Source organism: Streptomyces sp. NPDC104309, from assembly GCF_055584025.1.
Map to the genome: position 1 here is coordinate 46118 of NZ_JBVJMV010000009.1, position 15096 is coordinate 61213.

The window sequence follows — 15096 nt, forward strand, 5'->3', positions numbered from 1 at the left end:
GTGGACGTCGACGCGGCCCCCAGGTCCGCTCCGCCCGCATCCGTCATGGCCGAAATCGATGGATGTGCTGGCGCACTCGTGAGACTGGCGTAGGAGAGAAGCGAGACCTGTGAGTGCTGCGACGACGCGAAGCCGTACGGCCCGTACCCCTGTCCCCGACCGTCTGTGCGCCGAGGCGGTAGATCTCGCCCGCGCGGCGGCCGAGGAGGCAGCCGCGCCCGGGGTTGTCGGTGAGCATGTGGCCGTGGTCTCCGAGGGCGACCGGGTCGTCACGCACTTCTTCGAGTGCAAGGACCCGGGCTACCGGGGCTGGCGCTGGGCGGTGACCGTGGCGCGCGCCTCCCGCGCGAAGAACGTCACCCTCGACGAGACGGTTCTGCTGCCCGGCGGCGACGCGCTCCTCGCCCCCGAGTGGCTGCCGTGGAGCGAGCGGCTGCGCCCCGGGGACATGGGGCCCGGCGATCTGCTGCCCACCGAGGCGGACGACCTCCGCCTGGAGCCCGGCTACACCGGCGACGAGGAGCCGCCGCCGAATTCCGCGGTCTCCGAGATCTCGCAGGAGATGGCCGACCTCGTCGACGCGGAGGACGCGGAACTGACGACGCGCCCCGCGACGACGAGCCGGGGCTCGATCGCGGCGGTCGCGGACGAGCTCGGCATGCGGCGGGCGCGGGTGCTGTCGCGGTACGGGCTGCATGCGGCGGCCGACCGGTGGGACGAGGCGTTCGGCGCGAAGACGCCGATGGCCCAGGCGGCCCCGGCCTCGTGTGTGACCTGCGCGTTCCTGGTGCCGTTGGCGGGTTCGCTGAAGCAGGCGTTCGGGGTGTGCGCGAACGAGTTCGGTCCGGCGGACGGACATGTGGTGTCGCTGTCGTACGGGTGCGGCGGGCATTCGGAGGCGGCGGTGATGCCGAAGCCGCCGAAGCCGGCGCCGCACGCGCTGGACACGATGCAGGTGGACGAGTACCCGTTGCGCCCGGCCCGGGACTCCGGCTCGGTCCCGGCGGAACCGGACACCCCCACGGAGGACCTCGGCCACTCCTGAGAGGCTGTCGGGTGGCCTCCGAGCGGTGCGCGGGGCTCCTGGTTTCCCCGGCGTGCCCGGCCACCGGGGCTCCGGGCCCGCCGACGTACCGGTTCCGTCCCCGACGGACGGGCTTGATCCGGCCGTCCCTCCGGTGAGGCGCCCCGGTCCGCAGGGCGGCCTCGGCCGTGGGAGCACCCGGCGCGCAAGGACGTCCGCGGCTCATCCGGGCTGATCCGGACGAGAGGTCCTCGGCTCGCCCACGCCCCGGCCCCTCCGGCGTTCGCGGACGGAACCGGGCCCCGTGAGCGGGGCAGATGCGCCACCCCCCGCGTGGAGTGCCGTTCGCGGCGCCCCGTCCGGCGAGAGGACCCGGTACCTTCAGGCGCACACTTGGCCCCACGGGCAACGCATAAACCGGAGAAGAGCGGAGTCAGAGCGTGAGCATGAATGCGACCGAGGGGGCCGATCCGTTCGGGACCGCACGGCTGCGACGTGGTGTGCTCGACGCCTGGGGCGCCGGCCCCGCCAGGTTCCGCGAGGACGCCAACGCCGAGGAGGACCTCGCGCTCGGCGGCTACCGCGACCGCCTCGTCGTCGAGCTGGCGCAGAACGCCGCCGACGCCGCCGCCCGCGCACAGGTCCCCGGCCGGCTCCGCCTCACCCTGCACGCGGCGACCGCGGACGCCCCCGCCGTACTCGCCGCCGCCAACACCGGCGCCCCGCTCGACGCCACCGGCGTGGAATCGCTCTCCACCCTGCGCGCCTCCGCCAAGCGCGAGGGCCACGAGGGCGCCGTCGGCAGATTCGGCGTCGGGTTCGCCGCCGTGCTCGCGGTGAGCGACGAGCCCGCCGTCGTCGGCCGGCACGGCGGCGTCCGCTGGTCCCTCGCCGAGGCCCGCGACCTCGCCGCACGGGCGGCCGTCGCCAGCCCCGGACTCGGCGACGAGCTCCGCCGCCGCGACGGCCACGTACCGCTGCTGCGGCTCCCGCTGCCCGCCGAGGGCACCGCACCCGACGGATACGACACCGTCGTCGTCCTCCCGCTGCGCGACGGCGGCGCCGAGGACCTCGTCGTCCGGCTGCTCACCGCGGTCGACGACGCGCTCCTGCTCACCCTGCGCGGCCTCGACGAGATCGTGATCGAAACCCCGGACACCGTACGGACGCTGCGGCGCTCGCAGCACGGCCCGTACACCCACGTCGAGGACTCCGCGCGCGGTACGCACCGCTGGCGCACCGCCGTCCGGCACGGCGCCGTCGAGCCCGCCCTGCTCGCCGACCGGCCCCGTGAGGAACGGCTGCGCCCGCACTGGTCGGTCACCTGGGCGGTCCCGGTGGACGCGGAGGGCGCCCCGGTACGCCCCCGCACCGCCCCCGTCGTCCACGCACCGACGCCCACCGACGAACCCCTCGGCATTCCCGCGCTGCTCATCGCGTCGCTGCCGCTCGACACCACCCGCCGCCACCCCGCCCCCGGGCCGCTCACCGACTTCCTGGTGCAGCGCGCGGCCGACGCGTACGCCGAGCTGCTCGCCGGCTGGCAGCCCTTGTCCATCGACACCATCGACCTCGTCCCCGGCCCGCTCGGCAAGGGCGAACTGGACGGCGCCCTGCGCGGCGCGATCCTGGAGCGGCTGCCGCGCGTCGCGTTCCTGGAGCCCGCCGCCCGGCGCGAGCCCACCGCCGAAGCGGACCGGTGGGACAGCTGGGACGCGGCGGCGGAGGGCATCCGCGAGGCGGCCACCGCCGCGCTGCGCCCCATCGAGGCCGAAGTGCTGGAAGGCGTCGGCGCCGAGACCGTACGGGTGCTCGCCGAGGTCCTGCCGTGTCTGCTGCCCGCCGGACTGGAGCGCCGCAGCGAACTGCGCACCCTCGGCGTCGCCCGCGTCCCGCTGACCGAGGCGATCGACCGGCTCGCCGGGCTGGAACGCGACCCCGGCTGGTGGCGGCGGCTGTACGACAGCCTGTCCGGCATCGACCCGGACCGGCTGTCCGGCCTGCCCGTCCCGCTCGCCGGCAGGCCGGTGGCGGACGCCGGGCCCCCGGCCGCCCCCCGCACCACCATCGGCCCCCGCCAGGTCCTCCTCCCGCTCCCGGACGCCCTCACCGGTCCGGTCCTGGAGCGCCTCGCCCGGCTCGGGCTGAAGGTCGCCCACCCGGAAGCCGCTCATCCGCTGCTGGAGAAGCTGGGCGCCCTGCCCGCCACGCCCCGCGCCGTGCTGACGACCCCGCAGGTGCGGGCCGCCGTCGCCGGTTCGCTGGACGCGGGCGAGATCTGGGACGAGGACGCGCTGGACGCCGACGAGCTCGCCGAGACCGTCCTCACCCTCGTGCGCGATGCCGAACTGGCACCCGGCGACGAACCCTGGCTCGGCGCGCTCGCCCTTCCCGACGAGGACGGCGAACTCGCGCCCGCCGGTGAACTCGTGCTGCCCGGAAGCCCGTTCGCAGCCATCATGCGGGAGGGTGAACTCGCCCTCTGCGACCAGGAACTGACCGACCGCTGGGGAGCGCAGCCGCTCACCGCCTGCGGAGTGCTCGCCACCTTCGCCCTCGTGCGGGCCGCCGACGTCGTCCTGGACCCGGACGAACTGGAGCCCCGGGTGGGCGACTTCGCCGAACCCGACGACGCCGGTCTGCTCGACGCCGTGGACGTGTGGTGCGAGGACATCCTCGACCAGCTGCCCGACTCTCCTGTGCCGCCGGTCGCCACCGAACTCGTCGCCGTCCGCGACCTGGACCTCGTCGACGACGACGCCTGGCCGCAGGCGCTCGCGCTGCTCGCCCGGCCGCCGTTGCGCGACGCGCTCACCCAGCCGGTACGGGTGCTGCTGCCCGACGGTACGACGCAGTCCGTCCGCCCGTACACGGCCTGGTGGCTGCGCGACCACCCCGTGCTCGACGGCCGCCGTCCGGCCGGTCTGCGGGCGGCGTCCGGCGACCCGCGGCTGGCCGGACTGTACGACTCCGCCGACGCGACCGGTTTCGACGACGCCCAGGTGCTGCGCGCCCTCGGCGTACGGACGTCCGTGGCCGCGCTCCTCGACGAGCCCGGCGGCGCCGCCGAACTCCTCGGCCGGCTCGCGGACGAGGACCGTGAGGTCGGCCCCGTACAACTGCACTCCCTGTACACGGCGCTGGCCGATCTCGACCCGGAACAGGTCACGCTCCCCGACGAACTGCGGGCCGTGGTCGACGGCGAGGTCCGGGTGGTCGACGCGGCGGACGCCGTGATCGCGGACGCCCCGGACCTGCTGCCGCTCACCGGTGGCCTTCCGCTGCTGCCGGTCGCCCCGACGCGCGCGGCCGATCTGGCCGAGCTCTTCCAGGTGCGGCGGCTCGGCGAGAGCGTCGAGGCCGAGGTGACGACGGAGGGCGAGGAGCATCGCGTGCCGGATTCGGTACGGGTGCTGCTCGGCGCCGGAACCCCGGACGCGTACCTCGAACACGGCGAACTGCGCGCGGGCGGCGTCGAACTGGACTGGCGCCGCACCCCCGACGGCACCGTGCACGCCGCCACGCTGGAAGGTGTCGCGGCGGGGCTGGCCTGGGCGGCGGGTCAGTGGCCGCGCCGCTTCGAGGTCGCGGCGCTGCTGGAGGACCCGTCCCGTACGAAGGAACTGGCCCGGGACCGCTGGTTCGACTGAGCACGGGTACCCCGGCCGCGTGCCCTCGCCCCGCGGCGACGGCGCCCGGCCGCGGTCCCCGCCCAAGTACCCGCGGTCCCCGCCCCAAGTCCTCGCGGTCCTCGAACAGATGGTCTTCGCAGGAAATTTTCGCCCTCGTGTACAACCCTTCACATCTGTCGCAGGTCTGGTCTGTCGAGTCAGCAGACTCTCTGACCGAACGAGCCCCGCCCGGGTCGCACCACGTACTCGCGGGGCCCCTTTCTCCACTGGGGAAACACATGCGCATTCGTGCCACTGTTGCTGCCGTATCCGGCGCCCTGGCTCTTTCCGCTCTGGCCGTTCCGGCCGCCCAGGCGGGCGACCACTCTGCTGCGAACCTGCACAAGCCGACGTCGGGTGCCGAGGTCTTCGGCACCGCCGCCAAGGGATCGTCGAAGGCCGCCGCGGCCACCCGCGCGGCCACGGCGGAACCCGTCATCTCGAAGGTCGTCGTCAACGGCGGCAAGGACATCGTCCTCGGCACCACGGCCGCGAAGACGATCTCCATCTCGGTCACCGCGTCGCACGCGTCCGGTGTCGCCGACGCCTACGCCGACCTGTGGCACGGCACGGACCCGTCCTCGGAGAACACCCTGGACGGGGCCATCCTGCCGAACGAGGACGCCGCGAAGTGCACCAAGGTCAACGCGACGACCTCGACCTGCAAGCTGACCTACACGATCTACCCGCGCTACGACCTGTACAAGAACTCCCTGGCCGGCACCTGGCACGTCACCGCGGCTGCGCTCGCCGGTAACCAGAACGACTTCGCCTACACCGACTTCTTCAGCACCGCGCGGGTGCAGCGGCTGTCGAAGCTGACGGTCGACGCCGCCCCGGAGCCCGTGAAGAAGGGCGGGACGATCACGGTCACCGGCAAGCTCTCGCGGGCCAACTGGGAGACCTTCAAGTACCAGGGCTACACCGGACAGCCGGTGAAGCTCCAGTTCCGCAAGAAGACCAGCAACACCTACACCACCGTCAAGACCATCAAGACGAACAGCACCGGCAACCTCAAGACCACGGTCAAGGCCACGGTCGACGGTTACTGGCGCTACAGCTTCGCCGGTACGTCCACCACCCCGGCCGTCACGACCGCGGGCGACTTCGTCGACGTGAAGTAGCAGTTCCCGAAGCAGTAGTTCCCGCGTACTTCTCCGTACGCACCAGCACCACCACGCATCACTCCGGGCCGTGTCCGGGGACGGCTCCCGTCCTCCCGGGCACGGCCCGTTCGCGTCCCGTGTCCTCGGTTCGTCGAACCAGCAGACTGGAGAAACACATGCGTATCCGTGCCGCAGCCGCCGCTGTCCCCGGTGCTCTCGCCCTGTCCGTCCTCATCGCCCCGGCCGCTCCGGCCGCGCACGCGGGCGAGGCCGTGAAGCCCGGCACCACGCTCCCCGTCATCTCCAAGGTCTCCGTCAACGGCGGCAAGGACACCGTGCTGGGGACGACGGCCCCGAGGACGATCACTCTTTCGGTGACGGCCTCGCACGCCTCCGGCATCGTCGACGGCTGGGCGCTCCTGTGGCACGGGACCGACGCGGACGAGGGCATGGACGGTGCGCTGGTCCCCGAAGGGGGTGCGACCTGCAAGAACGTGAGCGCCACCACCGCCACCTGCTCCCTCACCCTCGCGATCGACCCGAAGGTCGACCTGCGCTGGAACAAGGTGGCGGGCTCCTGGCACGTCCTCGCGGGCGCGGCCGCCCGGGACGGCAGCAGCACGTCCTACGACTCGTACACCACCGCGCGTGTCCAGCGGCTGTCGAAGCTGACGGTGAACGCCACGCCGGAGCCCGTGAAGAAGGGCGGGACGATCACGGTCACCGGCAAGCTCTCGCGGGCCAACTGGGAGGACCACGCCTACCACGGCTACACCGGACAGTCCGTGAAGCTCCAGTTCCGCAAGAAGGGCAGCAGCACCTACACCACCGTCAAGGCGATCAGGACGAACGGCACCGGCAACCTGAGGACCACGGTCAAGGCCACGGTCGACGGTTACTGGCGCTACAGCTTCGCGGGTACGTCCACCACCCCGGCCGTCACGACCGCGGGCGACTTCGTCGACGTGAAGTAGCCGCACCGCCGCAGGGCGCTATGCCGGGAAGCGTCGCCCGACCAGCCGCCAGGCGTACTCCAGGGCGGCCGACGCCACCACCGCGATCCCCACCGCGGTCCACGGCATCGTCGCTCCCACCAGCTTCAGCGCGAAGAAGTTCTGCAGCCACGGCACCACCAGCACGATCAGGAACGCCGCCCCCATCGCCACCACCAGGCAGATCCGCCACCAGGTGTACGGGCGGGCGATGATCGCCAGGACCCACATCGAGACCAGGAACAACGTGAGCGTGGCCACGCTGGTCTCCGCGTCCAGCGCGCCCGTGCCGGAGTAGTGGCTCCGGGCGAGCAGATACGTCGTGAAGGTGGCCGCGGCCGCGATGGTGCCCGACGGGATCGCGTACCGCATGACACGGCGCACGAAGTGCGGATGGGCCCGTTCCTTGTTGGGGGCCAGCGCGAGGAAGAAGGCCGGGATGCCGATCGTCAGCGTCGACAGCAGGGTCAGGTGGCGCGGCAGGAACGGGTAGTCGACCTGGAAGCAGACCACCAGGATCGCCAGCAGCACCGAGTAGACGGTCTTGGTCAGGAACAGGGTGGCGACCCGGGTGATGTTGCCGATCACCCGGCGCCCCTCGGCGACGACGGACGGCAGTGTCGCGAAGCTGTTGTTGAGCAGCACGATCTGGGCGACGGCCCGGGTCGCCTCGGAACCGGAACCCATGGAGACGCCGATGTCGGCGTCCTTCAGCGCCAGCACGTCGTTGACGCCGTCACCGGTCATCGCGACGGTGTGGCCGCGGGACTGGAGCGCGGCGACCATGTCCCGCTTCTGCTGTGGGGTGACCCGGCCGAAGACCGCGTTCTCCTCCATGGCCGTGGCCATGTGGTCGGGGTCGGTGGGCATCCGGCGGGCGTCCAGGGTGTTCTCGGCGCCCGGCAGGCCGAGCTTTCCGGCGACCGCGCCGACGGAGACCGCGTTGTCGCCGGAGATGACCTTGGTGGCGACCCGCTGGTCGGCGAAGTAGGCCAGCGTCTCCCCGGCGTCGGGCCGCAGCCGCTGCTCCAGTACGACCAGCGCGCTCGGTACGGCTCCGGTGGCCATGTCCGGCCCTTCGAGCGCGCCCTGCGCACGCGCCAGCAGCAGCACCCGCAGCCCCTGCTCGTTGAGCTGTTCGATCTCGGTGAGCGCCGGGTCCTGGTCGGGCAGCAGCACATCGGGCGCGCCGAGCAGCCAGGCCGACGCCCGGCCGCCGCCCTCGTCGAACGCGGCACCGCTGTACTTGCGGGCCGAGGAGAACGGCAGCGACTGCGTGCACCGCCACACCTCGCCGTCCGGGTAGGCGTCGACGATGGCCTGCAGGCTGGCGTTGGGCCGCGGGTCGGAGGCGCCGAGGGCGCCCAGCACGCGGCGGATGTAGGTGTCGTCCGCACCGCCCAGCGTCCGCACCTCGGTGACGTCCATGCCGCCCTCGGTGAGGGTGCCCGTCTTGTCCAGGCAGACGACGTCGACGCGGGCCAGCCCCTCGATGGCGGGCAGCTCCTGCACCAGGCACTGCTTGCGGCCGAGCCGTACGACCCCGATCGCGAAGGCGACCGAGGTGAGCAGCACCAGGCCCTCCGGGATCATCGGGACGATGCCGCCGACGGTCCGCGCGACCGACCCCTTGAAGTCGTTGTTGTTCACGACGAGCTGGCTGATGATCAGGCCGATCGCGGTCGGCACCATCATCCAGGTGACGTACTTGAGGATGGTGGAGATGCCGGTGCGCAGCTCGGACTGGACGAGGGTGAAGCGGGACGCCTCCTCGGCGAGCTGCGCGGCGTAGGCCTCGCGGCCCACCTTCGTGGCGGCGAACGAGCCGCCGCCCGCGACGACGAAGCTGCCGGACATCACGTGATCGCCGGGCTGCTTCAGTACCGGGTCGGCCTCGCCGGTGAGCAGCGATTCGTCGATCTCCAGGCTGTCGGCCTCGGCGACCGTGCCGTCCACGACGACCTTGTCCCCGGGCCCCAGTTCGACGAGATCACCGAGGACGATCTCGGAGGTGGAGATCTCGGCCGAGACACCGTCGCGCCGCACCGTGGGTTTGGCCTCGCCGATGACCGCGAGGCTGTCCAGCGTCTTCTTGGCCCGCCACTCCTGGATGATGCCGATACCGGTGTTGGCGATGATCACGAAGCCGAAGAGGCTGTCCTGGATCGGCGCGACGAACATCATGATCAGCCAGAGCACGCCGATGATCAGGTTGAACCGGGTGAAGACGTTGGCGTGGACGATCTCGCGGACGGAGCGGGACGAGCGGACGGGTACGTCGTTGACCTCACCGCGGGCGATCCGCTCGGCCACCTCGGCCGCCGTCAGCCCACGGGTGTCCGGAACCGGGGCCGGCAGCTTCATCGGGTGGACCGGGTCGAGTTCGGATCCGGCGTCGATCATGGCCGGCCAGGGAAGGCCGCCGGAGCCGGAAGCCTCGGGGATCTGCTCGCCGGAGGAATGGGGTGCCCGCTGCGTCATGGTTCCGACGGTACGGGTGGATCGTCCGAATCACCCACTGGGGGTCCGAAGATCAGACCGGGGGAGGAGGGGAACGGAGGGGAATGGTCCTGCGGTGGTACGGAGGACCCTGATGCGGGCCGCTACCGGCGCCGGTTCCGGGCGGCGCCGGATGATGCCCGCCGATGTGCGGACCGCGCCGGTCGGTGTGCGGGCGGGGCCGGGGAGTGTGCGGGCGGGGCCGGTCGGAGTCAGGCCGTGACGCCGGGCGTGCCTCCGGTGTCCGTCCCGGTGCCCGGCGCGGAGGCCTCGTCCTCGGCCGCCGCGGCGGCGCGCTTGAGCGCCGCGTCGCGCCCCCGTACGTACCAGATGCCGATCAGGCCGAGCCCGGCACCGGCCAGGCAGGTCCAGACCCACCACAGGTGTCCGTGATCGTCGAACCAGCCGTAGAACGGCAACTGGACAAGGAAGAGGACGAACCAGAGGATCGTGCCGCCGGTGATGGTGGCGACGACGGGCCCCTCCAGGGGCTCGGGTGCCTCGTGCTTCGGTGTCCACTTCGCCATGGCCTCAGTGTATGGGGCCCCCTGCCGCACCCTCCCGTAGTCCATGAGGGCGGCATGCGTAAGACCGACCGGCACATGGGGGGCGGCGTCGCTCTGAAGGCCGCCGGGCCGGTCGGCCCAAGGGTCTACGCGCGGAGATAGCGATCTTCGCCCTATGTATTCATACTGAATCTGCTTACGGCTGTCTCGATTTATTCGTGTGAAAGTCCAAAGCTGACCGCTTTTAACCCCCTCTACGTACGACTGAAGGTCATACATGTCCCCCTCGGCCACCGCTCCGGTCGATTCCACGCCGTCCACGGCCCCCCAGCCGCACGGCGGCCTGGATCGTTTCTTCAAGATCTCCGAGCGGGGGTCGTCGGTCGCACGCGAGATCCGCGGCGGATTCGCCACGTTCTTCGCCATGGCGTACATCATCGTGCTGAACCCGATCATTCTCGGTAGCGCGAAAGACATAAACGATCACTACCTCAGTCATGGCCAGCTGGTCACCGCCACCGTGGTGACCGCGGCCTTCTCCACCCTCCTCATGGGTGTCATCGGCAATGTGCCGATCGCGCTGGCCGCCGGGCTCGGCGTCAACACGGTCGTCGCCCTCCAACTCGCCCCGAAGATGACCTGGCCGGACGCGATGGGCATGGTCGTCCTCGCGGGCATCGTGGTCATGCTGCTGGTCGCGACGGGGTTGCGGGAACGCGTGATGCACGCCGTACCGAAGTCGCTCCGCAAGGGCATCGCGATCGGTATCGGTCTCTTCATCCTGCTGATCGGCCTGGTCGACTCGGGCTTCGTCTCCCGCATGCCCGACGCCGCGCACACCACCGTTCCGCTTCAGCTCGGCGGCGACGGCCACCTCAACGGCTGGCCGGTCCTCGTCTTCGTCCTCGGCGCGCTGCTCACCCTCGCGCTGATCGTCCGCAAGGTGTCGGGCGCCATCCTGATCTCCATCGTCGCGATGACGGCGGTGGCGCTGATCATCAACGCGATCACCGACCTGCCGGGCGAGGCGTGGGGCCTGACCGTCCCGCAGTGGCCGGGCAACCCGGTCGCCACTCCGGACTTCGGGCTGATCGGCCAGGTCAGCCTGTTCGGCGGCTTCCACAAGGTGGGCGTCCTCACCGGCATCCTGTTCGTCTTCACCGTGCTGCTGTCCTGCTTCTTCGACGCGATGGGCACCATCCTGGGTGTCGGCGACGAGGCGAAGCTGACCGACAAGGACGGCAACTTCCCCGGCATCAACAAGGTGCTGTTCGTGGACGGCATCGCGGTCGCCGCGGGCGGTGCGAGCTCCGCCTCCGCGGGCACCTGCTTCGTGGAGTCCACCGCGGGTGTCGGCGAGGGTGCCCGCACCGGCCTCGCGAGCATCGTGACGGGTCTGCTGTTCACGGCCGCCCTGTTCCTGACGCCGCTGGCGACCATGGTCCCGTCGCAGGCGGCCACCCCGGCTCTGCTGGCGGTCGGCTTCCTGATCATCTCGGGTTCGGTGCGCGACATCGACTGGAGCGACTACACGCTCGCCATCCCGGCCTTCCTGGCCATGCTGATGATGCCGTTCACGTACTCGATCACCAACGGCATCGGCATCGGCTTCATCTCCTTCTCCGTGCTGCGGGTGGTGGCCGGGCGCTGGCGCGAGGTGCCGGTGGCCATGTACGCGGTGTCGGCGGTCTTCGTCTTCTACTACGCGATGCCGGCCCTCGGCCTCACGTGACCCCTTCCGCCCTGATTCCCGCGGTCCCTTCCGGGCCGTAGAACTTCTCCGTCTCGTCGACGGCCGCCTTGAAGCGCTCGTCGAAGTCATCGCGAATGAGCGTCCGGACGACATAGTCCTGGACGCTCATTCCGCGTTTGGCGGCATGCTGCCGGAGCCGGTCGAGCAGCTCACCGTCTATCCGCAGGCTGAGCACAGTCGATCCCATGGCAAGCAGGGTTACGGCCCAGGGGGTCGTTTCGCGTCACTTTCCGGAGTCGACTCACTCGTTCGGGTGATCGATTAGGTGATCTGCCTCTCGCGCGTGTAACGCGAATGGTCTTTAGGGTAGGTAATGAGTTACCCTAATAAACATGCCTGACCTGATCCACGACGGCGACAGTGCGGCCGCCGTGAGCTCCCTCCGCTCCGCCGTGATGCTGCTCGGCCGACGCCTGAAGCACCAGCGCGTCGACGAGTCGCTGAGTCCCACCGAGATGTCGGTGCTCGGCACGCTCGCCCGCTGCGGTTCGGCCACGCCCGGCGAGCTGGCCCGCAAGGAGCATGTGCAGCCTCCGTCGATGACTCGCATCGTCGCGCTGCTGGAAGCGAAGGGGCTGGTCAGACTGGAACCGCACCCCGATGACCGTCGCCAGAAGATGGTCAGCCAGACCGAGCAGGCGGAAGCCATGCTCGAAGAGAGCCGCTCCAAGCGGAACGCCTGGCTGACCACCCTCGCCGAGGGCCTGGACGAGGAGGAGTGGGAGACGCTCCGCAAGGCAGCGCCCGTGCTGGAGAAGCTCGCCCACCTGTAACGGGGCGGCCGCGCCGGTCCATGGCCGGCACCGTCCGCACCGCCGCATCCCGTCAGTCAGCGAAACGTATATGCCCGAGGAGGCGAACCCTTTTGAGTACGGGATCCGGAGCAGACTCCGCCCCCGCACCGACTTCCACCCACGAGAGCACGACCGGCGGGACCTTCTCGTCGCTGAAGATCCGTAACTACCGCCTGTTCGCCACGGGCGCCGTGATCTCCAACACCGGTACCTGGATGTCCCGCATCACGCAGGACTGGCTGGTCCTCAGCCTCACCGGGTCCGCCACCGCCGTCGGCATCACCACGGCCCTCCAGTTCCTTCCGATGCTTCTCTTCGGCCTGTACGGCGGCGTCATCGCCGACCGGCTCCCGAAGCGGAAGCTTCTTCTTGTCAGCCAGGCGGCGCTCGGCCTGTGCGGGATCGCCCTCGCGGTGCTCACGCTCTCCGGCGTCGTCCAGGTGTGGCACGTCTACCTCATCGCGTTCCTGCTCGGCATGGTGACGGTCGTCGACAACCCGGCCCGTCAGTCGTTCGTCTCCGAGATGGTCGGCCCCGCCCAGCTGCGGAACGCCGTCAGCCTCAACTCGGCGAACTTCCAGTCCGCCCGGCTGATCGGCCCGGCCGTCGCCGGTGTCCTGATCACCACGGTCGGCAGCGGCTGGGCCTTCATGTTCAACGGCCTGTCCTTCGTGGCCCCGCTCGTCGGCCTGATGCTGATGCGGACGAGCGAGCTGCACAAGGCCGTCGTCGTGCCGCGCGCCAAGGGCCAGCTGCGCGAGGGCCTGCGCTACGTCTCCGGCCGCCCGGAGCTGATCTGGCCGATCGTCCTGGTCGGCTTCGTCGGCACGTTCGGGTTCAACTTCCCGATCTGGCTCACGGCCTTCGCGGACGAGATCTTCCACGGCGGCGCCGGGATGTACTCGTTCTTCAACATCCTGATGGCGGCCGGCTCCCTCGTGGGCGCCCTGCTCGCCGCCCGCCGCCGTTCCTCGCGGCTGCGGATGCTGGTGGCCGCGGGCACGGTGTTCGGTCTGCTGGAGATCATCGCGGCCATGGCGCCGTCCGTCTGGCTCTTCGCGATCCTGCTGGTCCCGATCGGCATGATCGGCCTGACGACCAACATCAGTGCGAACACGAGCGTCCAGATGGCCGCCGACCCGGCGATGCGCGGCCGGGTCATGAGCCTGTACATGATGGTCTTCGCCGGTGGTACGCCGGTGGGCGCCCCGATCCTCGGCTGGGTCAGCGACGCCTACGGGGTCCGTACGGGCATGGTCGTCGGTGGCGCGTTCTCGCTGGTGGCCGCGCTCGGTGTCGGCTTCATGCTGGCCCGCGTCGGTGGTCTCCGGCTCCAGGTCGACCTCCGGCCGGGCCGCCCCCACGTGCGGTTCGTCCCGCGCGAGGAGCTGGCCACGGCGGCCTGAGCGCCGCCCGTGCGACACATGGCATGGCCCCGACCGGGCGGGTACCGGTCGGGGCCGTGTCGTGTGTCGGGGCGCGGTCAGTCGCGGGGGAACGTGTCGGTCCGGAGGGCGAGGCCGACGACGGTGTCGGTCAGGTCGATCGGGGTGCCGAAATCGAGGCTCAGCACACTGCGGTACTCGTCGTCCTTCGGGAGCGTGTGGAGGTGCCACGTGCCGGTGTACGGGTCGGCGATGACGTAGACCGGGACGCCGGCGGTGGCATAGGTGGCCTTCTTCGGGCCGTAGTCGTTGGCGGCGGTGTCCTTGGAGATCACCTCCGCGACGAACTCGATGTCCTGGTAGCGATACCGCCCCTTGGCGTCATGCGCAGCGCCCTCGGCCAGAGCCACGACGTCCGGGGCGAGGCCGTTGAGGCGACCCGGAAAGTCGAAGCGGACATCGGATGTCAATTGCTCCTCCCCATACCTGGAGAGCAGCTGCCTGATGAGCGCCAGGATGATCCGCCAGTGGATGTCCCGCTGCGGCGACATGTAGATGATCCCCTCGACGATCTCGACCTTGAATCCCTCGGGGGTGGGCTCAAGCCACTCGAACATCATGTCCAAGGTGCGCTCGTCGCCGTTGTCGGCCATCTCGATCCTGTCGGTGTCTACGACGGTCATCGTGCCGCTCCTCCCCGCTCCCGCACGGGCGCGGGCAGCCGCGTAGGACAACGATACGTACGGAGCCCGGGACACGCCCTTGCGGTGCGACACTCGGCCCATGAGCAGCCTCAGACTCTTCGTCGCCGTTCTGCCGCCCGACCAGGTGCTCCAGGAACTGCGCCGTGCCGTGGACGTGCTGCGTTCGCTGCCCGGCGCGGGGAAGCTGCGCTGGACCGGCACGCCCGGCTGGCACTTCACGCTCGCGTTCCTCGGGTCCGTGGACGAGGAACTGGTACCCGAGCTGAACGAGCGCCTCGCGCGGGCGGCCCACCGCACCGAGACCTTCCCGCTGCGCCTCCACGGGGGCGGCCGGTTCGGCGGCCGGGCGCTGTGGGTGGGGGCGGCGGGCTCGCTCGACACGTTGCGGCTCCTCGCCGAACGCGCCGACGCCGCCGCCCGCCGCACCGGCATCCCGATGGACGAGCACCGCCGCTACAGCGCCCACCTCACCCTCGCCCGCAGTCGCACCGACGCCGACCTGCGCCCCTACGTCGAGGCACTCGCCGACTTCGAGAGCACGCCGTGGGAGGTCGGCGAGCTCGCCCTCGTACGCAGCAACCTGCCGGTCGGCGGGGTGCCGGGCGAGAAGCCGCGGTACGAGACGGTCGCATCCTGGTCGCTGGGCCGCTGAGAGCGGCGGT

At 71.0% G+C, this 15096-nt stretch carries 12 protein-coding genes; 8 read left to right on the forward strand and 4 right to left on the reverse strand.

Features of this window, described 5'->3' with window-relative positions:
* The first annotated feature begins 109 nt into the window (after positions 1 to 109).
* From ACZ68L_RS15420 to ACZ68L_RS15435, 4 genes are all read left to right on the forward strand, one after another.
* Positions 110 to 1045, forward strand: coding sequence for a DUF3027 domain-containing protein (locus ACZ68L_RS15420; protein WP_469577306.1), 936 nt, complete (start codon positions 110 to 112; stop codon positions 1043 to 1045).
* A gap of 425 nt (positions 1046 to 1470) precedes the next feature.
* Positions 1471 to 4674 (forward strand): sacsin N-terminal ATP-binding-like domain-containing protein, encoded by a 3204-nt coding sequence (locus ACZ68L_RS15425; protein ID WP_469577503.1) that lies wholly within the window; start codon positions 1471 to 1473, stop codon positions 4672 to 4674.
* A 260-nt stretch (positions 4675 to 4934) separates the two neighbouring features.
* The gene (locus ACZ68L_RS15430) at positions 4935 to 5819 is read left to right on the forward strand and encodes a DUF5707 domain-containing protein (protein ID WP_469577307.1); all 885 of its coding nucleotides are present in this window, start codon (positions 4935 to 4937) and stop codon (positions 5817 to 5819) included.
* Between the two features lie 158 nt (positions 5820 to 5977).
* Complete coding sequence (locus tag ACZ68L_RS15435; RefSeq protein ID WP_469577308.1) at positions 5978 to 6775, forward strand: calcium-binding protein; 798 nt, start codon at positions 5978 to 5980, stop codon at positions 6773 to 6775.
* An 18-nt stretch (positions 6776 to 6793) separates the two neighbouring features.
* Here ACZ68L_RS15435 and ACZ68L_RS15440 read toward each other — a convergent pair whose 3' ends face one another.
* On the reverse strand, positions 6794 to 9274 hold the full coding sequence (locus tag ACZ68L_RS15440) for an HAD-IC family P-type ATPase (protein ID WP_469577309.1): 2481 nt from the start codon (positions 9272 to 9274) through the stop codon (positions 6794 to 6796).
* A gap of 230 nt (positions 9275 to 9504) precedes the next feature.
* Positions 9505 to 9819, reverse strand: a complete 315-nt coding sequence (locus ACZ68L_RS15445) for a DUF2530 domain-containing protein (protein ID WP_469577310.1) — start codon at positions 9817 to 9819, stop codon at positions 9505 to 9507.
* A gap of 256 nt (positions 9820 to 10075) precedes the next feature.
* Between ACZ68L_RS15445 and ACZ68L_RS15450 the strand changes: the two genes are divergently transcribed.
* Positions 10076 to 11530 carry an NCS2 family permease gene (locus ACZ68L_RS15450; RefSeq protein ID WP_469577311.1) on the forward strand — a complete coding sequence of 485 codons (1455 nt, stop codon included), beginning with the start codon at positions 10076 to 10078 and terminating at the stop codon, positions 11528 to 11530.
* On the opposite strand, the gene ACZ68L_RS15455 is transcribed toward ACZ68L_RS15450, so the two are convergent.
* Positions 11523 to 11738: a ribbon-helix-helix protein, CopG family gene (locus ACZ68L_RS15455; RefSeq protein ID WP_361445739.1), complete on the reverse strand. Its 216-nt coding sequence runs from the start codon at positions 11736 to 11738 to the stop codon at positions 11523 to 11525. The genes ACZ68L_RS15450 and ACZ68L_RS15455 overlap by 8 nt on opposite strands.
* A gap of 145 nt (positions 11739 to 11883) precedes the next feature.
* Here ACZ68L_RS15455 and ACZ68L_RS15460 point away from each other — a divergent pair, with 145 nt between their 5' ends.
* A complete protein-coding gene (locus ACZ68L_RS15460) occupies positions 11884 to 12324 on the forward strand; it encodes a MarR family winged helix-turn-helix transcriptional regulator (RefSeq protein ID WP_093899797.1) in 441 nt (146 codons plus the stop codon).
* Between the two features lie 92 nt (positions 12325 to 12416).
* Entirely contained in the window at positions 12417 to 13751 is a 1335-nt protein-coding gene (locus ACZ68L_RS15465) for an MFS transporter (protein WP_469577312.1), read from the forward strand.
* A 77-nt stretch (positions 13752 to 13828) separates the two neighbouring features.
* On the opposite strand, the gene ACZ68L_RS15470 is transcribed toward ACZ68L_RS15465, so the two are convergent.
* Positions 13829 to 14413: a Uma2 family endonuclease gene (locus tag ACZ68L_RS15470; RefSeq protein WP_469577313.1), complete on the reverse strand. Its 585-nt coding sequence runs from the start codon at positions 14411 to 14413 to the stop codon at positions 13829 to 13831.
* A gap of 100 nt (positions 14414 to 14513) precedes the next feature.
* On the opposite strand from ACZ68L_RS15470, the gene thpR reads away from it, so the two are divergent.
* Positions 14514 to 15086, forward strand: coding sequence for an RNA 2',3'-cyclic phosphodiesterase (gene thpR / locus ACZ68L_RS15475; RefSeq protein WP_469577314.1), 573 nt, complete (start codon positions 14514 to 14516; stop codon positions 15084 to 15086).
* Positions 15087 to 15096 lie beyond the last annotated feature (10 nt).